This window comes from Actinocrinis sp., assembly GCF_035946395.1.
GTDB lineage: Bacteria > Actinomycetota > Actinomycetes > Streptomycetales > Catenulisporaceae > Actinocrinis.
The window spans coordinates 1-23,949 of sequence record NZ_DASYZI010000060.1 but is presented as its reverse complement, the minus strand read 5'-3'; the positions used below and the strand labels follow the sequence as shown (position 1 = coordinate 23,949).

Sequence of the window (23,949 nt, the reverse complement as noted above, 5' to 3'; positions counted from 1 at the left end):
CGCTGCTACCGCGCCTTCGCAGCCGTGCTGTCGGTGCTGAAGCTGTGCTCGATGCCGAAGCTGTGCTCAGTACTGAAGCTGTGCTCGATACTAAAGAAGCGGGCGCCCGAGAGGGTGCACCGGCTGCCGGGCTCGACCAGGTCGGCCGTGTCGGGCCAGGTCTCGATCGCCGGGATGCCGAGGGCGGCGGCCAGTTTGGCCGAGAAGCGCGGCATCAGCGGGGCCGAGGCGGTGGCGAGGAGGCGGGCCGCGGCCAGTTCGAGGGCGATCGCGGTGCGGGCCTCGGAGCTCCATCGGTCGTCCTGGGCCAAGGCGGACTGCTGACGGGAGAAGGCGCGCACGTCGGTGACGATGCCGTCGAGCGCGGCCGCGGCGGACCTCAGCGAGAACCCTTCGGGACCGAGTGCGGCGGTGACCTCGTCGAGCCGTAGCGACAGACGGGCCAGGAAGGCGGTGTGCTCGCTGGTCCAGGTGCCCGCGTCGGGCACGACGCCGCCGAAGTGGCGCTCGACGCGATCGCCGAGGCCGACGAGCCACGTCTCCCACTCGCCGACGAGTGTGTCGGCGCAGGCGCGGTCGAATTCGGCACGGCGGAAATCGGTGCGCTCGGCCTCGGGACGCGTGCGGGAGAGGTAGTACCGGACGGCGTCGACGGTGTCGGGGGTGAGGATCTCCTTGCCCCAGATCGCGTGCCGCCTGCTGGTGGAGAACTTCTGGCCTTCGAGCAGGTAGAACTCGTTGACGTGGTAGTCGATGTCGGGGTCCCACTCCGGGAAGGCCAGCCGGTACAGGACCGGGTAGAGGATCGAGTGGTAGAAGCTGTTGTCGTAGCCGAAGAAGTGCACGAGTTTCCAGTCGCGGGAGGGCGCCTCACGCGACCAGCCCTCCCCCAGGCCGGCGCCGAGCCGTTCGATGCCGTGCAGGAAGCCGTAGCTCATCTCCGGCCAGACCCAGATGACCTGGCCGTCCAGGTCGTCGCCGGCGGGCCGCACTCCCCAGCCGGAGGGATGGGAGACCGGCAGGTCGAGCGTCTCGCGGGCGAAGACCCGCCGGGCCAGTTCGCGCAGGCGGACCGGGACCCGGCCGAGCCGGTGGTGGTCGGCGACGGTCTCGGCGAACTTGTGCAGCGGCAGCGTGTAGCGCTCGGCTTCGGCGCGCTTCGGCGCGGTGCTGCTGAGGCGGGAGGCCGGATCGGCGAGGTCTGCGACGAGGTTGGGCTCGCCGCACTCTTCGCAGATGTTGCCGCCGGTGTGCTGGGAGCAGCCGGGGCAGATGCCGTTGACGTCGACTTCGTAGAGGTACTCGCCGCTCTCGGAGTCGAAGAGCGCAGGCGTCGCCTTCGCTCTGACGTGCCCTGAGTCGAGCAGGCGGCTGAAGTAGCGCTGGAGGCCTTCGGGGTAGCCCTCATCCGTGCTGGTGACGTAGTACTGGTCCACCTCGATGTCCATCGCCTTGAGCGTCGCGGCGATCTCGGCCGAGTAGTGGGCGGCGGCCTCGGCGGGAGTGGAGTTCTCGCGGGCGGCGACGGCGGCGACGTAGCTCTGGAAGTCGTCGCTGCCGGTCAGGTGCCAGGCACGGTTGCCGTTGAGGCGCTGGTAGCGGACGTAGACGTCGGCACCGAGGTAGGGGCCTGAGAGGTGGCCGAGATGAAGGTCGCCGTTGGGAGTCGGCGGAGTCGAGAACACGAACTGCGGACGGTCGGTGTGGTTCGCGCGGACACGCGACAGCGCCGAGGCACGGGCGCGGGCCGAGTCGCGCCAGTACTGGGTGAAGAAGATCAGGTCCGTCTCGCCGGTGTTGGTGATGACGTGTGATTCGAACGGCTCCCACAGGGCCACGGTGCCGGGCCTGGCCGGGTGGGTGCGGCCGTCGATGGTCAGCTCGCCGGTACCGGCGACCACGACGATGAACTCGGTCTCGTCGTGCCGGTCGCTGTGCGAGGCGGCGCCGGGGGCGACACGGCCCCAGCCGGCGCCGACACCGAGGCCCTCGACCGAGGACATGTCGATGCCGAAGACTTCGGACAGTTCGGACTCGCTGTAGTGGTTCAGGATCATGACTGCCTCTGTCCTGGCTGGGAAAGGCTTGCGGGCGGTGTGGAACCGGCTCGGAGAGCGGCGAGGTCCAGGACAGCGACGGTCTCGGCGGCAATGGCGGGGGCCAGCCGGTAGCCGGAGCCGTTGGCGGCTCCGGCGAAGACCAGGCCGGGCCTCAGTTCGGCGACGACGGGTTCGCGGTGCGGGCTGTAGGCGTCGCAGAAGACCCGGCCCGAGTTGCACAGGGCCGCCAGGCCGGGCGCGAAGCGGCCGAGGACGGCGCGGGCATCGTCGAGGTCTGACCGCTCCAGGACGAGTCTGGCGTCGTCGGGGGCGACGTCCCAGCGATCGCAGGTGTAGCTGAACAGCAAGTGGCCGCGCTCGTGCAGCGGCAGGAGGAAGGCGTCCTCGTCGTGGAAGATCGTGAGCGGATCGCCGGGCGCGGGAGAGGATTCGAGATGCATGGCGACGACCTTCTTGACGCGCAGGCCGAGCGGGGCGACCAGGTCGGCCCAGGCAGGGTGCGCGATCCACGGCCCGGGGGCCAGGACCACCCGGCGGGCGAGCAGCCCGCGCCCCTGGCCGAGGGTGAGCAGGCGTTCGCCGCCGCTGGAGAGTTCCGTGACCTCGGTTCCCTCCAGCACGGTCACGCGGTCGCGCAGCCTGGCCAGAACGCGACCGGCGACTGCTTGGACGTCGGCGTAGTGGCACCCGTGCAGGGTCCACGCACGGGCGCCCGGCGCGGCTGCCCAGCCGCGGGCCGGGTCGGCCGGAGCGGTCTCGTCCCCGAGCCGCAGGTAGGTGGTGGAGATCACGTCGGCGTCACCGGTGGCGACGACCGTCGCGTCCACTGCACGGATCGGCAGGCCGAGTTCGCCGGCCAGGCCTTCCCAGGCGCGGTGGGAGTACCCGGACATGGACCTGACGCGCTCGGTCGCACCGCGCGGGAAATGTACGCCGGCCGAGCGGCCGGAGGCGCCCTGGCCGATCAGACCGCGTTCCACGACGGCGATGGTCGCGTCGGGGAAGGCCGCGAGCGCTTCGTGGGCGACGAGCGCGCCGATGACTCCGCCGCCGACGATGGCGAGGTCTACCGTGTCCACTGCACCTGAAGCGTCCGCTGCGTCTACGGGGCCTACTATGTCTACAGCGCCCGCCGCGTCTACAGCGTCCACTGCGTGCCCCGTCCGTTCTTGGCCGACCAGTCGATGAACGACATCGCCAGTTCGGGGCCGCTGCTGCCGCGCAGCCGGTTGACGATGCGCTGGGCCCGCCAGGCGTTCAGGCTCAGGTTCACGTCGGGCAGCCCTCGCTGGCCGCGCACCGCGTTCTGCATGAAGATGTTCCGGTCCGGCGGGCCGTCCCAGCTGACCGCGAAGTCCTCGTCGACCCGGGCCTCGCCGTTCTCGGTCTCGATCCGGCTCATCAACGGCTCCAGGAAGGTCTTGGGCGCGGGGCGGAAGCCGGTCGCCCACACCACCGCGTCGACCGGAAGGCACTGGCTCTGGCCGGACTCGTCGTTGTGACGCAGCATCACTTCGAAGACCCCGCTGCTCGCGCGGTCGACGGACACGATGGTCCGGTTGGGCAGCAGCCCGAAGCGGTGCTCGTCCCGCTCGATGAACTGGAGCCGGTACAACTGCTGGTAGATCGCCCGGAGGGTCGACTCGGAGATCCCGTCCGAGCTCAGGATGTGCGCCGAGTTGAGCTCGGCGCGCTTGGACTCGGAGAGCCGGTAGAAGTACTCGGAGTACTCCGGCATGTAGAAGTCGTTGGTGAACGTCGAGTCGTCGATCGGGAAGTAGTTGCGGCGCCTGGAGATCCAGGAGACGCAGGCCGGGCGCTCGGATTCGGGCCGCGAGATCAGGTCGAGGAACGCCTCGGCACCGGACTGGCCGCCGCCGGCCACGGCGACCCGCCTGCCCGCCAGTTCCTTCGCGTGGCTCAGGAACTGGCTCACGTGGAACTGGCCCGCGCCCAGGTGCGGGGCCGCGAAGTCGGGCACCCACGGAACGGTGCCGACGCCCACGGCGATGTTGTCGGCGGTGACCTGGCGGCGATCGGTGGTGACGCGGAAGGCCTCCCCGTCGAAGTCGACCCGTTCGACGGACTCGGAGAAGACCACGTTCTCGTTGCTCTCGGCCGCCCAGGCCAGGTAGTTGCGGAACTCGGTGCGCGGCACCGAGGAGAACTGGGCGTTGAGGAAGTGGTACATCCGGCCCTGCTCGTGCAGATAGGACATGAACGAGAACCGGTTGGTCGGGTCGGACAGGCTCACCAGGTCCTTGAAGATCGACACCTGGAGGGTCGCGCCGGTGATGAGCTGGTCGTCGTGCCAGGTGAAGGCCGGCTTGCGGTCGAAGAAGAAGTTCGGCTGCCGCGGATCGCCGTGCAGCAGCGCGGCCAGACTCAGGTTGGCTGGGCCTGCGCCGATGCCGACGAGCCGCAGGTGACTGGTCTGCCGGGCGGTACCGGACGTCGTCATTGGCTTCGGTGCAGGTCCCACGTCGAGTCCTTCCTGTAGAGGTGCAGGCTGTTGAGCAGGTGATCACCGTGGTCGCCGGCGGATCGGTGCCGTCGTTACCGGCCGGTCGACCGGAGGGTGCAGGAAAGGCCGGCTTGGGCGAGTCGGTCGAGCCAGCGGCTCGCCTCCTCGGCGTCGGCGGCGGCCCGGTGCAGGCCCGGCGGCAGAGCGGAGGCAAGGATTCGTCCGACGCCGCACGCGGCGGTGGCCGAGACGCACCGGGCCATCGCGGTGTCGGTGTCGTCGCCGGTCACATCGAGCCCATAGCGGCCGGACCAGCGCCGGCCGTCGCGTTCGACCTCCAGGCCGACGGCGAGGACGACCCGGTCGCGATCGGTGTCAGTGGTCGGATACCGCTGCGCCAGTTCGCCGGCGAGTGCGGCGAGGCGGACGCGATCACCGGAGGCGACGGTGTCGAACACGTCCTTCCACGCCGCCCGCCAGCCCTGCGGACGCAGAGTGCCGCGGACGAAGGCATCGGTGTGCCAGCCTTCGGGGAATCCGTACTGGCCGATGAAGCCGACGCTGTCGCGGTTGGGATAGACCTCGAAGACCTCACCGTCGAGCGCGAGTTCTTCGGTGTCCTCCCATGGCCGCTCGACTTCGCGCACCTGGCCGTCACGCACGTACCGGGCGGGGGAGGTGAGGGCGGTCAGCACTCCCAGCGGGGCCCAGCTGAACTGGTAGCGAAACTCGTTGGGTTCGGCGGGGATGCCCCCGCAGTACGAGGTCAGCGAGACGCGGTCGGCGCGGTCGCCGACCGCGGCGCGCGCCCGGTCGACCAGCAGGTGGGCCATGAGGTGGTCGATGCCGGGGTCGAGCCCGGCTTCGGTGAGGACCACCAGGCGCTGCGCCGCCGCCTCCGTCGCCAGTTCCCCGATCTCGGGCGAGGTGTAGCTGGTGCAGGCGAAGTGGGCTCCGGTGTCGATGGCGGTGCGCAGCAGGCCGGGGTGGTGGCCGGCCGGCAGCATCGAGACGAGGACGTCACCGGGACGCAGCGCGGTCGCGAGGTCGTCGCGGTCGAGACCGCGTGCCTGCACCGGGGTCTGCGGGGCGAGAGCCTCAAGGCGGGCACCGGCGCGTTCGCGGGTGCGGCCCCACAGGACGACCTCGGCTTCCCGGCCGAGAAGGTCGAGTCCGGTGCGGCCGGTCGACAGGCCGGTGCCGACCCAGTGGACGGTCCCGGTGGGTTGGACAGGAAGGTCAGACATCGTTGAGACCCGTCTTGCTCAGGGCGGCGTGAAAGGCTCGGCGGCTGCGTTCCCAGCAGTCGCCGTCGGGCAGTTGCGGCAGATACGCGGCCAGTTGGGCGGAGAAGTCGTCGCTGGCTTCGCGCGGCAACAGGGACGGAAGGTTGTCGATGGCGATGACCGCGAGCCCGTCGGCGGCGGCACGGACCGGCTCGTCCCAGCCGGTGAGGCGGTCGTAGACCGGCAGCAGATGGGCCGGAGAGCCGACGTCGCAGGTCACGTCGACGATGAGCGAGAGGCGGCGGTCGGCCCGCAGATGCTCGGCGGCCAGGAACGGCTCGCCGGGCTCGGTGGTCTGGACGGCGTTGATGAGGATGTCGTGGTCGAGGACGGCCTCGCGGTCGAGGTCGGCGGTCTCGGCCAGGTCCCACAAGGTCGCCTCGATGCCGGCGTGTTCGAGAGCGGCGCGGGCGCCGCGGCCGCAGCGTCCGAGGGCACCGATGACGAGCACGCGTGGCGGCTGCGCGAGCTTGCCGAGGAAGGCGTCGAGCGCGTTCTTGGTGGTCGGTCGCAGTGGACGCTCAAGGTCGCCGTTCCAGTGCCGGACCGCCAGCGCGGCGCCGACGTAGCCTGCCCAGTGGCCGAAGGCGGCGAGGCGTCGTTCACGGACGTCGGTGAGGTATTCCAGGTCGAGGATCTCGCCGCCGCCGGCCGCAAAGCGAGCCAGGAGTTCGCGAGCGCCCTGCTGCCCTTTGTACGCGTGCGCGAAGTACAGGTGGTGGCCGCCGATGGGAGCGGTGTCCTCGGGGAGGGCTTTGAGTCCGAGGACGTAGGCGTCGGCGGGCGCATCGGTCCAGGAGCCGGCGGGGGCGGACTCGGCGCCCGCGTCAAGGTAGTCGTCGATCGGGTGGCAGCGTGCGGACGAGTGCTCGACGGTCACCTGCACGCCCTGCTTGACGAGCATGGCGGTATCGGCAGGGGCCAGTGGGGTGCGTCGCTCGCCGGGGTGGGTCTCGGCGCGCAGCCAGAGGTGCGGTGACGTCATCGGTGTCCTTACAAGTCGCGGTCGTTCATGTCACGATCGTTCACAGCGCGTCGGCGATCGTCATCGCGATCACTTCCGACGAGCCCTCATAGATTCGCAGGGAGCGGATCTGGCGGTAGAGCCGCTCCATCGCGCTGCCGGAGACGAGCCCGGCGGCGCCGAAGATCTGGACCGCGGCGTCGACGATCTCGCCGGCCGCCTCGGTGCTGTAGAGCTTGGCGGCCGAGGAGTGCTTGGCGTAGTCGAGGCCCAGGTCCATCGCCCAGGCGGCGCGGGCGGTCAGCAGGGAGGCGGCCGAGAGTTTGACGTCCATGCCCGCGAGCGAGGACCTGACGAGTTGGAGGTCCGCGAGCCGGCCCCCGTAAGCCTTTCGAGTACGGGCATGGTCGAGCGCGAGCCGGAAGGCGCGCCTGGCGAAGCCGATCGCGGCGGCGGCCACGGTTGCCCGGGCCCGTTCGAGCACGTCGAGCGCGACCACGAGGCCCTGGCCGCGTTCGCCGAGCACGGTCTCGGGGCCCGCGCGGAAGTCCGTGAACGTCAGCGAGGCCCACGAGCGGGGCGCGATCGCACCGATGGGCTCGGCCCCGAAGCCGGGTGCGGCGCAATCGACGAGGAAGGTGGTCAGGCCCAGCGGGCCCGGTCCGTCTCCGGTACGGGCCAGCACGACGCACACGTCGGCGATGTCGCCCTGCGCGATCCACGCCTTGGTTCCGTTGAGGACGAATCCATCCCCGTCCGGGGTCGCTTCGAGCGCCACGGCGGCGAGGTCGGAGCCCGCGCCGGACTCGGAGAGAGCCAGCGCCCCCGCGCTGGTCCCGGCTGCCAAGCCGGGCAGGTGGCGGCGGCGCTGCTCGTCGGTGCCGTGGCGGGCGATCGCGGCGGCGGTGAGCTCCTGGATCGAGTAGCCGAAGTCGGCCAGGTCCTCGTGGTACGCCAGGGCCTGGCGCCTGAGGCACAGGGACCTGATGTCGCGGTCCGGCTGGCCGGACCTGATGTCGCGGTCCGGCCGGCCGGACCCGATATCGCAGCCCGGCCGGTCCGGGCCGAGATGGCGCAGCCAACCCGCCTGGCCGAGTTCGGCGAGCATGCCCCGGCCGGCGGCGGCCGGATCGGTGGTGTCGAGGCCCGCCCACGCCTTGGCCCTGTCCGCGCACCACTGCCCGATCTCGTCGGCGAGGGTGCGGTGAGCGGCGTCGAACAGCGGCAGGGCGAGGACGTCGGGGTCGAACGCTTCGGGGAGACTCATCGTGATCCTCACTCGGACGGTTGGACGGCGAAATGCGCTCAGCCACGTCTAAATGGACACTACGGGCACGCCGAGACCATGCGCGTCCGCGACAAGTTCATCGTCGACGACGCATCACGTTGGCTTCTCTCCCCCGCGGTTGCGCATTTCGCTTACTGTGCGGGCGGCCTGCGCACGTCGATCAGCGTGGCGATGTCCGCGATGTGCGAGCCGCCGACCAGCTCCTCCATCTCCACGTTGACCGACGTCTCCTGGAGAATGCGGAACTGGAGGGCGACCGTCTGCAACGAGCCGGCGCCGAGCTCGCGCAGCGTTCGCATGTCAATGTCTTCAGACTCGGGCAACTGCAAGACGTCCCGGACCATGGTCCGCAGCCGCGGCAGCGTGGTCTGCACTTCGGTGACTCCTTCGTGTTCATGCTCGGTCGGCGCGCAGCAGGACGCACACCCGCAGCCCGGAGATGCTCGACGCCAGCAGGTAGAGCCCGCCCGCCCGGATGGTGTCGGCAGAGCGCCGATCGGCGAGGTTGATCAGCGGATCCGCGGCGAAGCAGTGCCCGACCCTGGCGATGTTCGAGGTGTCGAGCTGGGATTGGGCGAAACCGGCCTGCACCTCCTTCATCGTCACGACCGGCAGGAAGATGTTGTTGTGCAGCAGGCCGTCGATCTCGCCGATGCCGATGCCGGCCTCGGTGAACAGTCGCCGGTTGGCAGTTCTGGTCAGATCGGCGCTGATCTCGTTGCCTCGGCCGAGCGCGGCGGGGTCCTGAGCGTACGCGCCGGCGACCCACTGGTAGGACTCCGAAGCGCCGTCCGAGCGCCGGGTGACCAGGCAGCTGGCCGCGCCGTCGCTGAACAGCGCGAAGTCGGTGAGCCTGTCGGATTCGGCGGCCACCCGGTCCGCCGTGATCACCAGCACGGTCCGCAAGCGGCCCCCGGCGACCATCGCGGCGGCGGCCCGCAGCCCGGCGAGCATGTTCGCGCACCGGTTCAGCGTGATCCCGGTGACCGGAACATCGAGTTCCAGCCCGCGCAGGACCGACCCGACGAGTTCGCCGTGCGCCGCGACTTCGGCGGGGAACGTGGTGGAGCACAGCACGAGCGCGTCGACTTCGGACGGCTCGACGGCCGCCGCGCGCAGCGTCTCGCGGCCGGTTCGCACCGCGAGAGCGGCGGTGTCGAGCGCCGTGCAGTGAACCGCGCCCCATCCCCACAGCTGGGCGTCGGGCACCATCCGCTGCCGGTCGACGAACTCGGCGAACCCCTTGATCTCGGTGTGCTCCATCGAGGTCTCGCCGAGCACGTACCTGGGAGTGCGCAGAACCACGCCGCCGGTTTCGTCCACAGTCATCTCACTCCGACCGACGGCGCACGAATTCGGCCATCTCTTCCAGCGCGTCCCTGGCGGTGTCGAGTATCGAGGCCATGGCCACGAAACCATGCGCCTGGTCCGTGTACCGGTGATACTCGACCGGCACGCCCGCTTGCGAGAGCGCATCCGCGTAGGCTTCGCCCTCGTCGCGCAGCGGGCAGTACTCGGCGGTGATCACGAGCGCCGCCGGAAGTCCGCCGTGGTCGGCCGCGAAGAGCGGCGAGGCCAACGGGGACTGGCGGTCGGCGGGATCGGCGAGGTACACGCTCCAGAACCATGCGGACGAGTGCGCATTGAAGAACATCGGGTCCTTGTTCTGGCGCACGGACTGCGTTTCTTCACCGTCGGCGCGGAACGGCGGATAGACGAGCACCTGCGCGGAAATCGGCGGTCCGTCGTCATCGTCCCTGGCTATCAGGGCCATGACTGCGGCGAGGTTGCCACCGGAGCTGTCCCCGGCGACGACGATGCGCTCGCTGTCGCCGCCGAACTCGGCCGCATGGTCCGTCACCCACTTCAGGCCGGCATAGCAGTCGTCGATGGCGGCCGGGAACGGGTGCTCGGGCGCCAGCCGGTAGCCCACGGACACGACCACGCAGGGAGTCATGGTGGACAGCGCGCGGCAGATCGAGTCCGAGGTGTTCAGCGAGCCGACGACCCAGCCGCCGCCGAAGAAATACACCACCACGGGAAGCGCGCCGTCGCTGTGCGGCCGGTACACCCGCAGCGCCTGCGGGCCGGCCGGACCCGGGAATTCGAGATCGAAGACCTCGTCCGGCTGTTTGTGCCAATCCCAGACCGTGGCCTCGGTTTCCGCGTCGGATCGCCGGGCCTCGTCTATCGACATCGTGTAGAGCGGCGTGAACCCGGTTGCGACGCGATACTCCCTGACCCTCGCGACGATCGGATTAAGCGGCATTCAAGCTCCCTCGGTTCCTCGGCGCCAACGGCCTGTTCCGGACGCTCATCGGCCGATGAGGCTCTTCTGGGCCGGCGGCCGCATGCGCAGGTTGTGAATGCCGCCGTCCACTTCCAGCACCGTGCCGACCGAACCACCAGACAACGGGCTCGCCAGGTAGGCGATCGCGCCCGCGATCTCGTCGGTCGACACCAGGCGGCCGATCGGCAGGGTCGCCTCGATCGCCTCCAGCGCGGCCGCCGGATCCGGCGTCCGGCTCAGCTGCCGGTGCACCCAGTTCGAGTCCGCGGCGCCAGGAGCGACGCAGTTGACCCGGATGCCCTCGGTGACGTGGTCCGCCGCCATAGCCAGCGTCAGCGCGTAGACCGCGCCCTTGCTGGTCGAATACAGCGCCCGCTTCTCCAACCCGGCCCATGCGACGATCGAGCACGTGTTGACGATCGCCGCGGCGGGTGAGCGTCGCAGGTGCGGCACCGTGTGCCGGGCGACCCTGACCATGCCGACCACGTTGGTGTTCAGGACGTGCAGCCACTCGTCGTCGCTGTTCTCGGTGACATCTCCGACCGCGGGGATTCCGACGTTGTTCACCACCACGTCCAGCCTGCCGAACCGCTCGACCACGGCGTCCACAGCGGACTTGACCTGGGCGTCGTCGGTGACGTCGGCCTCGATGCCGACGATGTCGTCCGGGAGCCCCTCCGGCTTGATGTCGAGAACGGCGACCTGCGCTCCCCTGTTGTTCAGCAGTTTCGCCGTGGCCAGGCCGATCGACCCCGTACCGCCGGTGACGATCGCGACCAGTCCTTCGAAGTCGTTCACTGATGATCTCCTGTTCATTTCGAGCTATTGATGAAACGGGAACTGCCAACCCGGCGTCGTCGATCAGTGCCGCTATGCCAGGTTCGTGGGATGGGAAGTCGTGAATGCCGCAGGGCGCAGCCGCAGGCTGAGCTGGGCGCTCAGCAGACCGAGCACGCCGACCAGCGTCCACAGCGCCCATGGGTCGATCGCGTACACGGCGCCGCCGACGAGCGGCCCGGCGCCCGTGCCGATCGTGTACGCGGCGCCGTACAACCCCTGATAACGACCGACCATGCCTGGCGGGGTCAGGCTCGCCAGGTGGGCCTGGACCACGGAGGAGTACGCCATCTCGCCGAACGTCCAGATCAGCACCGTCAGCGACAGCAGGCCCATTCCGGTCGTGAGCCCGGTCAGTGCGAGACCGACGCCGCTGAACAGGTTGCCGACGGCCAGCACGTGCTGCGGCCGGTACCGAGAAACCACGCTGATGATGGGCAGTTCCAGCAGCACCACCACCAGACCGTTGAGACCCATGAGCAGACCGAAGTCACGCGTGCTCAGGCCCACGTCGCTGACGTGCAGGGGCAGGCCGACGGTGGTCTGGATGTAGACGAACATGGCGAACACGGTCATCAGCAGGAATCGCACCAGGGTGGGGTCGGTGAGCGCCTGCCGGTACCCGACGGCCGGGTCCGCCTGCGTTTCCGCGCCGCCGGTCTCGCGCTGCGGCTGGGGCGCGTCCCGCAGCAGCACCGCCACGATCACGCCGAACAGCAGGAGCGCGGCGGCCTCTCCCAGGAAGAGCCCCACATAGGAGACACCGGCCACCACACCGCCGATGGCTGCGCCCAGGGCGAAGCCGACGTTCTGCGCGAACCGGAGCACCCCGAAGGCGGCAAGCCGTTGCCGGGGAGACGCCACGGAGTCGACCAGCACCGCGGCTATGGCCGGCCGGTAGCTCTGCGATATCACGCCGATGAGACCGACCACGGCGACGATGGCCGCGAGCGACCGGAGAAACGGTACGGCCGCTGTCAATCCGGCGGTGATCACGACGGACAGCAGGATGGCCGTTCGTCGGCCGACAGTGTCCGTGAGGTAGCCGCCGATGACGCTGCCGAGCACTCTGCCCAGACCCGACACGCCCAGCACGAGCCCCGCGGCCCCGGCCGAATGGCCGCTGTGGGTCAGATAGAGCACGACGAACACGGGCAGGAAGGCGCCGGCCTGGAGAATCAGGCTGCCGAGACAGATGACCCAGACCCGGCGTGGCAGGCCGCGCAGCGAGTCGCGGAACCGCGGCTCGTCAACGCTCGGCCGGTCCATCACCGTGGTACTCACGCGACTGTCTCGGTACGCACGTGGATCGCCGCGGCCGGGCCGTCGGCGTAGAGGTAGTCACGCTCGATCTCTCGCAGCTTCTGATAATCAGCCTGAAGCTGCGCCGGATCATCGGAGATGAGAATCACGTACCCCGGCTGAGTCGCGACGTCGATCGTCCGGGAAAGCGGCTGCCCTTCCGGCTGCGTCAAGCGAGTGAAAGCGTGGGACGGGAGCGCGTGGATGGCGGCCATCGTCTCGTCGGATGGGGCCACGCCGTGCTCTGCCTCGTTGATCAGATGCACATAACGCATGCGTTGCAGCAACCGATACGCGGTCGTGGGCAGCCGGTCGAACTCGGCCAGGTCCGCCACGGACAGGGCGAGAAGATCGACCTGGTTGGTGCCGAGGCACCGGTTACTGATCTCCGGAACCTGACCTCCGCCGAAGCGTGCCGCGCACTCGACGAGCACCGGTCCCCTGGCGGTCATCATGACCTCGGTGTGACTGGCCCAGTGCCGGACCTCCAGGGCATCGAGCACCTGGTGGGCGTAGGACTCCACCTGCCTGGCGACCGGATCGTCCGGCGAGAGCGGCTCGTTGTAGTCGTAGATGATGTTGCCGCCGGGCAGCTGCTTCTTGTAGTACCGCCAGATCTCGGCGGTGTGGTGCCTGCCGTCACGGCTGACCGCGTTGACGAAGTACTCGTCCCCGTCCAGGAACTCCTGCGCGAGCACCACCGTGTTGGGCTCGCCGTGCCGGTCGGCGCTGGCCATGATCCTCGCGTGGACGGCGCGGACCTGCTGCGCGGACGAACATGCCACGACGTTGTCGGTGCCGCCGCTGGCGACCGGTTTCAGGACGACCGGGTAGCCCACGCCGGTCTCGGCCCACTCGATGATCTCGTCGGCGGCGGACGAGACCATGGTGGCCGCGTGCTCCAGCCCGGCATCGCGCACCGCCAGGACCATGTCGTACTTGTTGCGGCGGGACGTCGACCGGCGCGTCCCGTTGCCGGGCGTGCCGAGTTCGGCGGAGAGCCGGTCGGACAGCTCGACACCCGACTCCCCGCTGGCGATCACCCAGCCGACTTCGTGCTCGCGCAACGCGGACACCGTGGCGGCGACGTCGCCGTCGTGCCGGATGTTGTCCACGAAACCCTCGGGGAACGGCAGCCGGGCCAGGTAGACGTCGGGGTGCGGCGACTGGACGTGCACGACCTCCATGCCGAGCCGGTGCAGCGCGGGCAGCAGGAGGCGTCCCATCGAGAACGCGTCGACGAACGCCACTCGCCTCGCTCGCGCGTGGGAACCGGCTGGCATCGTCATCCACCTCCTTGTAAGTCGGACCTGGTGAGTCGGAACAATTCCCGGACGGACGTCTCTGGTCAGCCGGTCAGGCCGGCGGCCGGATCACGAACTCGCTGTCACCACCGCCGTCACCTCGGTGCCGGATCCGGCCAACGCCCGGCTGACCGGGTCGGGTGCCCGCCCGTCCGCGATGCGGACCGACGCCACTCCACCGGCCAGTGCCTCACGTGCCGCGACGAGCTTGAGCGCCATGCCACCGCCGGCGAACCGGCCGGGCGCGCCGGCCGCGGGCACCTCGTAGGTACTCAGCACGCTGTTGTCGTCGCCGGGATCGGCGAGCACCCCCGGCGCGCCGGTCAGCAGCACCAGCCTTTCGGCGCCGAGTGCCGCCGCGAGCGCGGCCGCGACGCGGTCGGCGTCGACGTTCACCGGATGACCGTGCTCGTCGATCGCGGGCGGCGAGACCACCGGCACGAAGCCGGACCGCAGCAGGGTTTCGGGCAGTTCGGTGCGCACCTCGGTGAGCCGCCCGCTGAGGTTGTCCCGGACCAGCGTCGTGCGACCGTCCACGACGGCCCGCACGGCGGACTTGCGGCGGGCGCGCAGCATGCCGCCGTCCAGACCGGTGAGACCGACCGCGGGCACGCCGAGCCTGGACAGCTCCGCGACGATCCTCGGTTTGACCCCGCCGGCCAGCGCGAGGATGACCACTTCCAGCGTCGCCGGGTCGGTGTACCTGGTGGTCACCTCGTCCGGGGCGACGAGGGTGCGCTGCGGAACACCGAGCTTCCCGGCCAGTCGTGCGATCTCCCCGGAGCCTCCGTGCACCAGAAGAACCGACCGTCCCTCACCGGCGAGCCCGGCCACGTCGGCGCAGACGCCCGCAGCGTCGACGGACGCGTTACCGCCGCACTTGACGACTGTCAGCCCTTTGGTGACCACGGCATTTCCGGCCGCCAGAGCATTTCCGGTCACCACGGTGTTTCCGGTCACCACAGTCTCCAGTTCGCCGGGATCAGATCGGATGCAGGCCGGGGAAGGACAGGCCGAGTGCTTCCGGCCAGCCCATGCGGATGTTCAGGCACTGCACCGCATTGCCCGCGCCGCCCTTCATGAGGTTGTCCAGTGCCGCGATGGCCACCAGCCGCCCGGCCTCCTCGTCGACGGCGTAACCGACGTCGCAGAAGTTCGATCCAAGCAGGATCTTCGGCTCCGGGTAACGGAAGGTGCCGCGCTTGTGGGCGACCAGGCGGACGAACGGTTCGTTCTGGTACTGCTCGCGAAACGCCCCGCGCACCGCCGCCGTGTCCACGCCGGGGCGCAGCGTGGCATGGCCGATCGTCTGCACGCCGCGCACCGCCTCCACCCCGGTCGCGGTCATGGTGACCGCAATGCCGAGGTGCCGGGAGATCTCAGCCTCGTGTCTGTGACCGGTCGGCGCGAACACCCGCATCGCCCCGCTGCGCTCGGCATGCAGGTTCGCCTCGCCCGCGGTGGCGCCGGAACCGCTGGAGCCGGTGCGCGCGTCGAACCGCGCCATCGGCTCGACCAGGCCCCGCACCACGAGCGGGTACAGCGCGAGCACGCCCGCCACCGCCATGCAGCCGGGCACACTGACCAGGTCCGCGCCGCGCAGGCGTTCCCTGTGCAACTCCGGTATGCCGGGGACGAAGTCGCCGAGCAGCTGCGGCGCGGCGTGCGCGTTCCGGTAGTAGCGCTGGTAGACCTCTGCGTCGTCCAGCCGGAAGTCGGCGGTGAGGTCGATGACCTGCTTGGCCCGTCCGACCCAGCGGTCGATCTGTGTCATGGCGGCGCCGTGCGGCGTGGCCAGGAACACCGTGTCGCACTCGTCCACCTCGTCGGCCGAGCAGAACAGCAGGTCGGTCGCGGACCGCAGGTTCGGATGCACACCGTCGACCCGCCTGCCGGGGAACCGGGACGACACCGCGTCCACCCTCTCGACCTCGGGATGGCCGATGAGCAGCCGCAGCAGTTCGCCGCCGATGTAGCCAGCCGCGCCGATCACCGCTACGCGGATCATGATCGGGCCCCGGCCGATGTCGCATGGCTGCGCACGGCCGCTACTCCCCCCAGTCCTCTTCGACCTCGGGCGCGAGGGCGAGCACCACCGGATCCAGCGCCACGATCTCCAGTTCGCTTCGGCAGCCCGCGCAGTCGACGATCTCGTTGAGCCGCGCCGATTGGCCGATCTGCACCTGGTCCCCACACTCCGGGCAGGCCTGCATGGTGGTCATGTGACAGTTTCCTTTCAATCGGTTGTTCCCGAGCGAACTCGTCACGGCACAACCGGACTGCCGCGCCGATGAGGACGCTACGGCCACGCCGGCGCCAGGTGCATCCGCGGCAAATTCATTCGCGCGGACACGTCGCGTTGACGTTTCCCTCACGCGGCTAAGCACCCCGTTTACCCCGGCGCGACCCCCGCCCGTGCCAGTCTTGACGACGGTCCGGCGCGCTTCCCGACGCCGGCCCCGAAGCTCAGCCCCGGAGGCCGCGGCGTGAAATCCGTACTGATCCTCTCCAAGTGGAACGCCGGCGGCGTGGGCTTCGCCGTCCAGCGGCTGCGAGCCCGCGGCCTGCGGCCGGTGCTGATCTCCGAACTTCCGGACAACCGCAACCGCGACTTATGCGATGACCACGTCCTGGTGGACTGGGACGCCGAAGACCTGCCCACGCTCGTCACCCGGCTCGACCAGCGCGGCATCACCCCCGTCGCCGTCGTGAACATGATCGAGCCGTTGATCCCCTGGCGGGTCGCCATCGCCGGGCACTACAACCTCCCGGGCGCCGGCGCCGGCCTCAACGTACTGGCCAGCAAGGCCCTGGTTCGCGAGCGAATGCGAACCCTAGGACTGTCCGCGATCCGCTTCTGCGCCGACCCGGCCGAGGCGGACTTCTTCCCCGCCATCGTCAAGCCCTCACGCGCATCGTCGGCCTCGTGGCTGGTTCGCCGGGTGGAGACCCCGGCCGAACTCCTTGCCTACCAACAGCTCCTGGCCGACCGCGGCCTGGCCGACACAGAGCTGATCATCGAGGAATACCTGCCCGGCACCGAGTTCTCCGTCGACGGCCCCGCCATCGACGGCCGCTTCCATCCGGTCCTGGCGGTCGAGAAGCCCGACCACGACGACGCCAGGCACCACGACGCGGGGCTTCGGATCCACCCGCCGCAGCAGGATCACGTGCGCGAGGGTGTACGCACCCTGACCGAGGCGATCGGCGCCCTCTGCGCCGACCTGCGCCTCGACCAGCTCTGGCTGCACGTCGAGGCCCGAGCCGACGAGGACGGCCGGACGGAACTCATCGAGATCAATCCCCGGCCCGCCGGTCTCATGTATCCCACGGTGACCAAAGAGGTCACCGGAATCGACACGATCGAAGCGCTGATCTCCATGTCGCTGGGTGAATTCACCTTCAGCCCCGGCCAACCGGCCCCGCCCCGCGACTGGACGGTCATCGGCTGGGTCGACGTGGAAGCCGACGAACTCGGCACCGTCGAGATCAGCACCACGGAACACGACCTGCAAGCACTACCCGGCGTATTCAAGGCAGAGATCTTCAACGGCTACCAGATCACCGACCTGGAGAAGGAGAACTTCTTCCTCCGCTTCGCGCTCACCGCCGATTCCGTGAGCCAAATGCGTACCCGAGCCGCAACCGCCCTGAACATGCTCGATTACCGCATAAAATAGAACCCTGCCAGACACAAGGCAGCAGTGGTGACAGTGGGACCCCTACCCCGCACGACATCCCGGTGGATATCGCGCGTACAGCAGAGGTCCCATTGCGCATCACGCTTCGCGCACCGCCCATCGCGTCAAGCAGCGAGCGGCTCAGGCAGTGGCGTGATGCGGTAGTCGAGCGTGCTCATGACGGTCTCCACGCGGTCGCGCAACTGACTCACCGAATCGGCGGTGACCGCGAAGCAGGTGAAGAAGTTCTCCTTGTCCAGGCTGCTGACCTTGAACCCGTCGATGACCTCGACGTCGATCACGCCGGGCAGTGCGCGCACGTCGTCCTGCGTGGTGCTGATCTCGACGATGCCGAGTTCGTGGACTTCCACGTACACCAAGCCGACGAACCGCCCGTCGCGGGTCGAGCCCGGCTGCGGCTGTGGGACGGCGAACTCGCCCAGCGACATGGAGATGACCGCCTCGATCGGGTCGATCCCGCTGACCTCGCGGATCGCCGCGGGATGCATGCCGCCGCCGGGCCGGGGATTGATCTCCAGGAGCTCCATCCGGCCGTCTTCGGTGGCCCGGGCCTCGACGTGCAGCCAGATCTGGTCGAGGTGGAGGTCGGCGCTGACCGTGTCGACCGTTTCGATCAGGGCACGCACACCCTCGCGCACGTGATCCTGCTGGGGCGGGCTCACCAGGATCCCCGCGTCGTGGTGCCTGGTGTGGTCGTGGTCGGTCTTCTCGATCGCCAGGACCGGATGGTAGCGGCCGCCGACGACGGGGCCGTCCACGGAGAACTCGGTGCCGGGCAGGTATTCCTCGATGATCAGTTCCGTGTCGGCCAGGCCGATCTCGGCCAGGTGTTTCTGGTAGGCGACCAGGTCGGCCGGGCCGTCGACCCGGCGAACCAGCCACGAGGCCGCACTCTCGCGCGTCGGCTTGATGACGGCGGGGAAGTAGTCGACCTGCGCCGGGTCGGTCCAGAAGCGGATGTCGGAGAGCCCCAGGGCCCGCATGTGCTCCCGGACCCGCGCCTTGCTGAGCAGCACGTTGCGGCCCGCGTCGGCGCCCGGGAGGCCGTAGTGCGCGGCGATGGCGATCTGCCAGCCGATCAACGGTTCGACCTGGTTGACGACGGCGATGGGGACGATCTCGTGCTGCTCAAGCCGGGTGATGAGCGTGGGCAGGTCCTCGCCGTTCCAGTCCATCACGACGTGGTCGTCGCACTTGTCGCGGTTGCGGTCGTCGGGGAAGGCGGAGATCAGTACCGGCCGCAGGCCACGGGCTCGGACCCGGTCGATGGCAAGAGCCACCGTGCTGGAATAGATCCATTTGGAGAGGATGAGCACAGATTCCACGTCGTACCCTTCAGGGTCGGGTTGCGGGAGTGATGACCGGCCTGATGCGTCAGGCCGGCGCCGGGGAGGTTTCGCCGACGGTCGCGAAGCGGTGGCGCGCGGCTAACGCGACCGCGGTGGCGACGAACATGGCGACGACCGCGCCGAGCAACGCCGCCCGGGTGCTGTGGTTGCCGATCAGCAGGCCACCGAGTTGGGCGCCGACCGCGGAACCGCCGATGTTGACGGTGATCGCCCAGCTGAACGCCTCCGTGACGGTGTCCGGCCGCGCAGTGCGCGCGACAAGCTCGTACGAGACCGCCGTCAACGGGGCGATCAGCACGCCTTCGAGACCGAGGGTCACACCCATCGACCAGTTGTTCCAGGCCAGCAGGGTCAAGCCGGTGAACGCGCTGAGGACGAGCAGGCCCGCGGCAAAGGTCAGCTCGGCGGACCAGCGCAGCTTGCGCCCGCCGTACCAGAGCCCGCCGAGTATCCCGCCGACGCCCCACGCCCCGAAGATCAGGCCGACGCTGTCGGCGGAGCCGTGATCACGAGCGAATGCGGGCAGCGCGATGTTGAACACACCCGTGGCGACAGCGGCGCTCATCAGCACGACCAGCAGCCGGACCAGGCCGGCGGAACGCAACGCGCCAAGCGGGTCACGCTTTCCGGCAGCAGCACGCCAGGCCCGCGAAGCCCGGGTCGTCGCCATTCCCATGGCTCCCGCACCGGCGAGCACGCCGCCGAGGACGACCGCCGTGGCGGGACTGCCCCAGAACAGCACCATGCTCAAAAGCAGCGGCCCGAAGACCACGAAGCTCTCGCTCAGCACCGCCTCCAGCGAAAAGCCCACCTGTCGCGTGCTGTCCACCGCGATCCACAGAGCGCGTATACAACCGCTGATCGGCGGAATCGCGGCACCCGCGACAGTCACGCACGCCGCCTGCGTCGCCAGCGACGTCGACTCGGTGGACACGAAGCCGATCAGGGCCAGCGGATGGACGACGCCGGTGATGAGCAGCAACGGCGTTTGCCCGTGCACGTCTACTCGTCGAGCGACGAACGGGGCGAACACCGCTGCGCCCAGGCTGTAACACGCCAGCAGCAGGCCGGCCGAGCCGTAGCTCGCACCACGTGAGGTGGTGAACACCACGAGGGCAAGTGAGACCAGATAGAGCGGGAACCGGCCGATGGCACTCCAGAACAGCGGGGCACGCATGGATTTGGTGCGCAGAGCGGCGGCAATCCCGTTCTTCGCGGGCGGGAGCTGCGCGGCGCCGCCAACGCCGGTCCTCGGCGTTTCCACAGGTCCGCTTTTGATCCGAGTATCGGTTTTACTCCCGGATATTGCGTAGGTCATTGCGTCTCGCAGTTCTCGCGGGCATGGCCCTATGGTGCGGACCCGCGGAAAGGTGGCGGTTGTTTAACTCGCCTCGTTGATTCCAGGGCAGGCGGCACACACAAGGCGCGACCGAGACGGTCGTGGGCGACAGCGAAGCCGTCACTGCTCAAAGGACGCTACGACCAGGCCGACGTCATGTGCGTCCACGACAAGTTCATTCGCGGGGACACAGGGCGTTGACATTTCCCTCCTCCGGCTAAGCTTCTCGCTTACCCCACCGCGACCCCCGTCCATGCGACTCTTGACGACAGTCCGGACGTTTCTTGATACCAGCCCCGAAACATGCCCCCAAGAATCTGTGAATTCAGCAGAACCTACGTCTTCTGCGAAGGAGTCACGTCTCGTGCAGTCCGAGTCCCATGTTCCCGGCGGCGGGACGGCAACCCTGGCCCCTTCACCCTTCTGCGTCCTGGACGACGCGGCCTCTTACGCCGCGGCCGTCGACGAGTTCCTCGCCGAGCCCTTTTCCGCGACCGTCCCGGTTTGGACCGGCGGACGAGCCGACCTCGCAGCCTCCGTAGAACGTGCGGGCTCCCTGTACGCAGAAGTGAGCCGACCGGCTGCCCGCACGTGTGGCGTTCTGCTAAAGCCCGAAGCGCTGCCCGCCGCTCTCGCCGCGCTCATGGCGCCACTCGCGCGCACGTGGCTTGACGAGGGGGAACTCGGCGCCGCGTTACTCGACAAACTCGGCACAGACGAGCCGCCCACCGGACATCGAGTGTCCAAGCCCGATGACGACGCCGACCACCGGCGTGGCATGCACTCCCTGCTGATCGCCGGCCTCTACGAGCACTTCACAGTGGATCTCCTCTGGCCGGTGCTGCGCGCCGCCGCCCGGCGACCTGATGTGCGCCTCACATTCCTCACCGGCCGCGACGCGGCCTCCCTCGCCTGGTTCACCGCGAAGCAGTACGTTCACACGGCCCCGGACGTGCACGAGTTCGGCCTGTTCACCGGCACCGACCGTGGGCTCACCCGCAGTGGCGTCCACCTGCGCGACGAGCGGGGAGTGCAAAGTGCGGACGTCAAGTCCGAGGTGCTCGGAACCCGTTGGCGGCGCATCTTCTTCCAAGGGCACGGGAAGGACGACTCACTCAATCTCGCGGAATTCACCGTGTGCGGCCTGAACGAGGCCGTCCGCCGCGACCCAGACCGCCAAGGCCCGGTCTGCGCCTACCAGAACAAACCAAGCTGCTACAAGCCGATTGACAAGTTGATCCAGCTACGAGAGGTCCGCGCCGCCGAGGTCGTGCTGAGTTCGTGCAACAACGCCCCCCTCGCCGACGCGGCCATCTATGACCCCAAGTACCAGCTGATGCTCAACGCGGTCGACGGCACCGCCAAGGACGTCGTGGCCGCGATCACGGTCCACGACTCCGATCGCGCGGAGAACAATGCGTGGATGGAAGCAGCACTCGTGCACGGCTCCTCCGTCGAAGCCCTCAATTCGAGCATCAGTACCGTGCAGCCCTTCCCCGCTTACATCCACTTCGGCATGGGCGACGACGAGGGCGTCACGCCGCAGCCGCCGTCTCTCGCGCCGGAACCGCTGCTGCTCACCACCGCCACCCGCCTCCACGCCTATCTGGCAGGCGGATTGCTGTCCCCCAACAACCCGCTGCGACCCCGCCTCGGAAAGCTGGCGGCCAAGGCGGAGAACCAGGTCTCCAGGCGATCCCAGGCAACCCAGGACCGGGCCACGGCGACCCGCAGCCTCCTCGACGACCTACAATCGCTGGACCAGGCCATCGCCGCCCAGTTCGTTCAAGATCCGGACAACGACTTCAGCAACTACCCGGCCCACTTCGGGGACCGCAGCCGTCTCGACTCGTCGTCGCTCACCCACGTGCGCTGCCAGTGCGGGCGACCCGCCGAGCGCTACATCCGTCGTGCCCTCGTGCCCACCGCGCTGGACACCGAAGGCATCATCTGCCTGCGTTGTGGCGACGTCCACTTCCGCCTGCCCGACGCACCGTTCCTGCTGCTCCACACCGACGAAGAGGTCCCCCAGGGCGGCACCCTCCAGGTGCGCGTGGTCGTGCACAGTGCACGACCCGGCGTGATGCGGCTCGGCCTTCACGTCGCCAAATACGGCCGTGACGATTGCACGGTCACCCCAGACGCGCGCAAAGTCCGCATCAGCGCAAAGGGCGACGGCGAGACCGAGTTCACGCTGACCGCGGCCCCTGACGCGCCCGCTCAGGGCTACCACATGACGGCATACGCCGTGCAGGACCTAGCCGTAACAACGGCACGCCGCCACTTCGGCGTCGTCCCCACCCCCGAAAGCGAAAGCAAAAGCAAACCCGCCCAGGGCACTGCTCTACCCCGCCGACCAGCCAACCAACAGGATCTGGCTTTGGCCCCGTAGGCTGGTCTGCATGGACTCCACAAACTGGATCATCGCGACGAACACCGGCAGTTACTGGGGTAAGTCGTTCGGGAAGGACGGAGTCACGTTCGTGCGGGCCAACGCCTACCAATATGACTCCCGCGAGCTGGCCACCGCCCAGATCACCCAGCTGGCAGCCGCCGGAGACACCCGGGACTATCACGTTGAGCCGTCTTACCCCAACCGTAGACGGTATTGATCCGCCTCGCGGCCACAGCAGCAACTCAGCCTCAAAACAACCATGCGGGTGTGACACAGCGCGTCGGGGCCACCGGAACGCATCCGGTGACCCCGACGGCCAAGCGTCTTCAGCTCACAGCGGCAGGATGTTGGCGGCCCGCGGGCCCTTGGGTCCCTGAGTCACCTCGAAGGTGACGGCCTGCCCCTCCTTCAGCTCGCGGAAGCCCTGGGCGGCGATCTCGGAGTGGTGGGCGAACACGTCCGGGCCACCCCCGTCCTGCCCGATCATCCCGAAGCCCTTTTCCGCGTTGAACCACTTCACGGTGCCAGTTGCCATACTCGTGAACTCTCCTTCATGGAGCGAACGCCCCGAGCCTGAAAACGTGCAGGCCCGCACTGCGTCACCCACTCCATACCGGGACAACCCTACCCGCACCATGCACACATCGCAGACTGACCACGGGTGCCGCACCAGCCCGCACAACGCATCTCGCCGACAGCCAGTGCGCGAGTCTCGCTGGTCCCCCGCTGGCCGCACCGATCGACACGCCTAACCGTCCACTCGCTCGACCGTCACGACGTGCAACGCCTTGACTCGCAGGAGAATCTCACCACCCGCGTCCATGAAGTCAATGTAGTCACCCACGGTCTTGAAGCTGTGGGCGACTACCTCACGTTCCCTCACTTCACTGGTCGAATAGCCCTTATTGATAACATATTTGGCCATATCGCAAGCATTGCGCATCGACCTACACAACGCCAGGCCGCCACCGCCCCTCAGCCTGAGGGCCCGGGGCTCCCCGGCACGGACAAGTAAAGCCAACTCGACCCACTCGCCGCACCGAACCTCGACGACGGACACCCCACCCTCACGTCTCGACCGGGACTACTCAGCAACGCCATAGCGCATCAGCAGCCGAACAACACAACGGCGGCACCGCCGAAACCAGCGATACCGCCACCAAGATCACACCTATGGCCCTACTCACCACCACCCTCGCGGGCGGAAGTTCGAGTAAGACTGCAACAGTGGGCGTCAGCAGGCTCCATCGCTGGCACTAGCGCGCTAGCATCGCTATCATTGCTTGCGGAGGTGGCTACATTGGCGGCGATAATGGTTCGCAATCTCGATGAAGACGTCAAACGGCGGCTGCGGATACGTGCAGCGCGGC

The 23,949-nt window shown here is 68.8% G+C and carries 23 protein-coding genes; 4 read left to right on the top strand and 19 right to left on the bottom strand.

Features of this window, described 5'->3' with window-relative positions; translation table 11 throughout:
• Window positions 1-5 precede the first annotated feature (5 nt).
• The 15 genes from VGS97_RS03890 to lysW all read right to left on the bottom strand — a co-directional run bounded on the left by VGS97_RS03890 (window position 6) and on the right by lysW (window position 16,008).
• Window positions 6-2,057 carry a class I tRNA ligase family protein gene (locus VGS97_RS03890; RefSeq protein ID WP_326851781.1) on the bottom strand — a complete coding sequence of 684 codons (2,052 nt, stop codon included), beginning with the start codon at window positions 2,055-2,057 and terminating at the stop codon, window positions 6-8.
• The gene (locus VGS97_RS03885; protein WP_326851780.1) at window positions 2,054-3,139 is read right to left on the bottom strand and encodes an FAD-dependent oxidoreductase; all 1,086 of its coding nucleotides are present in this window, start codon (window positions 3,137-3,139) and stop codon (window positions 2,054-2,056) included. The genes VGS97_RS03890 and VGS97_RS03885 overlap by 4 nt, the downstream gene beginning before the upstream one ends.
• Before the next feature lie 59 nt (window positions 3,140-3,198).
• On the bottom strand, window positions 3,199-4,521 hold the full coding sequence (locus VGS97_RS03880; protein WP_326851779.1) for a lysine N(6)-hydroxylase/L-ornithine N(5)-oxygenase family protein: 1,323 nt from the start codon (window positions 4,519-4,521) through the stop codon (window positions 3,199-3,201).
• Between the two features lie 95 nt (window positions 4,522-4,616).
• Complete coding sequence (locus VGS97_RS03875; protein WP_326851778.1) at window positions 4,617-5,771, bottom strand: saccharopine dehydrogenase family protein; 1,155 nt, start codon at window positions 5,769-5,771, stop codon at window positions 4,617-4,619.
• Window positions 5,764-6,795, bottom strand: a complete 1,032-nt coding sequence (locus tag VGS97_RS03870; protein ID WP_326851777.1) for a saccharopine dehydrogenase — start codon at window positions 6,793-6,795, stop codon at window positions 5,764-5,766. Before VGS97_RS03870 ends, VGS97_RS03875 begins: the two co-directional genes overlap by 8 nt.
• 40 nt (window positions 6,796-6,835) lie before the next feature.
• Window positions 6,836-8,041, bottom strand: a complete 1,206-nt coding sequence (locus VGS97_RS03865) for an acyl-CoA dehydrogenase (protein WP_326851776.1) — start codon at window positions 8,039-8,041, stop codon at window positions 6,836-6,838.
• A gap of 152 nt (window positions 8,042-8,193) precedes the next feature.
• A complete protein-coding gene (locus tag VGS97_RS03860) occupies window positions 8,194-8,436 on the bottom strand; it encodes an acyl carrier protein (protein WP_326851775.1) in 243 nt (80 codons plus the stop codon).
• Window positions 8,437-8,455: 19 nt separating this feature from the next.
• Window positions 8,456-9,391, bottom strand: a complete 936-nt coding sequence (locus VGS97_RS03855; RefSeq protein ID WP_326851774.1) for a 3-oxoacyl-ACP synthase — start codon at window positions 9,389-9,391, stop codon at window positions 8,456-8,458.
• Between the two features lies 1 nt (window position 9,392).
• Complete coding sequence (locus tag VGS97_RS03850) at window positions 9,393-10,331, bottom strand: alpha/beta hydrolase (RefSeq protein WP_326851773.1); 939 nt, start codon at window positions 10,329-10,331, stop codon at window positions 9,393-9,395.
• Between the two features lie 45 nt (window positions 10,332-10,376).
• Window positions 10,377-11,150: an SDR family oxidoreductase gene (locus VGS97_RS03845; RefSeq protein WP_326851772.1), complete on the bottom strand. Its 774-nt coding sequence runs from the start codon at window positions 11,148-11,150 to the stop codon at window positions 10,377-10,379.
• Between the two features lie 72 nt (window positions 11,151-11,222).
• On the bottom strand, window positions 11,223-12,473 hold the full coding sequence (locus VGS97_RS03840; RefSeq protein WP_326851771.1) for an MFS transporter: 1,251 nt from the start codon (window positions 12,471-12,473) through the stop codon (window positions 11,223-11,225).
• Window positions 12,470-13,780, bottom strand: coding sequence for an ATP-grasp domain-containing protein (locus tag VGS97_RS03835; protein ID WP_326851770.1), 1,311 nt, complete (start codon window positions 13,778-13,780; stop codon window positions 12,470-12,472). Before VGS97_RS03835 ends, VGS97_RS03840 begins: the two co-directional genes overlap by 4 nt.
• 84 nt (window positions 13,781-13,864) lie before the next feature.
• Window positions 13,865-14,704, bottom strand: coding sequence for a [LysW]-aminoadipate kinase (locus tag VGS97_RS03830; RefSeq protein ID WP_349261968.1), 840 nt, complete (start codon window positions 14,702-14,704; stop codon window positions 13,865-13,867).
• A gap of 73 nt (window positions 14,705-14,777) precedes the next feature.
• Window positions 14,778-15,803 (bottom strand): N-acetyl-gamma-glutamyl-phosphate reductase, encoded by a 1,026-nt coding sequence (gene argC, locus VGS97_RS03825; protein ID WP_326851768.1) that lies wholly within the window; start codon window positions 15,801-15,803, stop codon window positions 14,778-14,780.
• A 40-nt stretch (window positions 15,804-15,843) separates the two neighbouring features.
• Window positions 15,844-16,008, bottom strand: coding sequence for a lysine biosynthesis protein LysW (gene lysW / locus VGS97_RS03820; protein ID WP_349261967.1), 165 nt, complete (start codon window positions 16,006-16,008; stop codon window positions 15,844-15,846).
• A 273-nt stretch (window positions 16,009-16,281) separates the two neighbouring features.
• On the opposite strand from lysW, the gene VGS97_RS03815 reads away from it, so the two are divergent.
• A complete protein-coding gene (locus VGS97_RS03815; protein ID WP_326851766.1) occupies window positions 16,282-17,475 on the top strand; it encodes an ATP-grasp domain-containing protein in 1,194 nt (397 codons plus the stop codon).
• Window positions 17,476-17,600: 125 nt separating this feature from the next.
• Here the strand turns inward: VGS97_RS03815 and VGS97_RS03810 are convergent, their stop codons facing one another.
• Window positions 17,601-18,821, bottom strand: a complete 1,221-nt coding sequence (locus VGS97_RS03810; protein WP_326851765.1) for an ATP-grasp domain-containing protein — start codon at window positions 18,819-18,821, stop codon at window positions 17,601-17,603.
• Window positions 18,822-18,870: 49 nt separating this feature from the next.
• A complete protein-coding gene (locus VGS97_RS03805) occupies window positions 18,871-20,109 on the bottom strand; it encodes an MFS transporter (RefSeq protein ID WP_326851764.1) in 1,239 nt (412 codons plus the stop codon).
• A gap of 439 nt (window positions 20,110-20,548) precedes the next feature.
• Here VGS97_RS03805 and VGS97_RS03800 point away from each other — a divergent pair, with 439 nt between their 5' ends.
• Together VGS97_RS03800 and VGS97_RS03795 are read left to right on the top strand one after the other, a co-directional pair.
• On the top strand, window positions 20,549-22,576 hold the full coding sequence (locus tag VGS97_RS03800; protein ID WP_326851763.1) for a hypothetical protein: 2,028 nt from the start codon (window positions 20,549-20,551) through the stop codon (window positions 22,574-22,576).
• A 10-nt stretch (window positions 22,577-22,586) separates the two neighbouring features.
• Window positions 22,587-22,796, top strand: a complete 210-nt coding sequence (locus tag VGS97_RS03795; protein WP_326851762.1) for a hypothetical protein — start codon at window positions 22,587-22,589, stop codon at window positions 22,794-22,796.
• 114 nt (window positions 22,797-22,910) lie between these two features.
• On the opposite strand, the gene VGS97_RS03790 is transcribed toward VGS97_RS03795, so the two are convergent.
• Together VGS97_RS03790 and VGS97_RS03785 are read right to left on the bottom strand one after the other, a co-directional pair.
• Complete coding sequence (locus VGS97_RS03790) at window positions 22,911-23,114, bottom strand: cold-shock protein (RefSeq protein ID WP_326851761.1); 204 nt, start codon at window positions 23,112-23,114, stop codon at window positions 22,911-22,913.
• A gap of 213 nt (window positions 23,115-23,327) precedes the next feature.
• The gene (locus VGS97_RS03785; RefSeq protein ID WP_326851760.1) at window positions 23,328-23,639 is read right to left on the bottom strand and encodes a hypothetical protein; all 312 of its coding nucleotides are present in this window, start codon (window positions 23,637-23,639) and stop codon (window positions 23,328-23,330) included.
• A gap of 231 nt (window positions 23,640-23,870) precedes the next feature.
• Between VGS97_RS03785 and VGS97_RS29770 the strand changes: the two genes are divergently transcribed.
• On the top strand, window positions 23,871-23,949 hold a 79-nt coding region (locus VGS97_RS29770), incomplete at its 3' end, for a FitA-like ribbon-helix-helix domain-containing protein (RefSeq protein WP_414641639.1).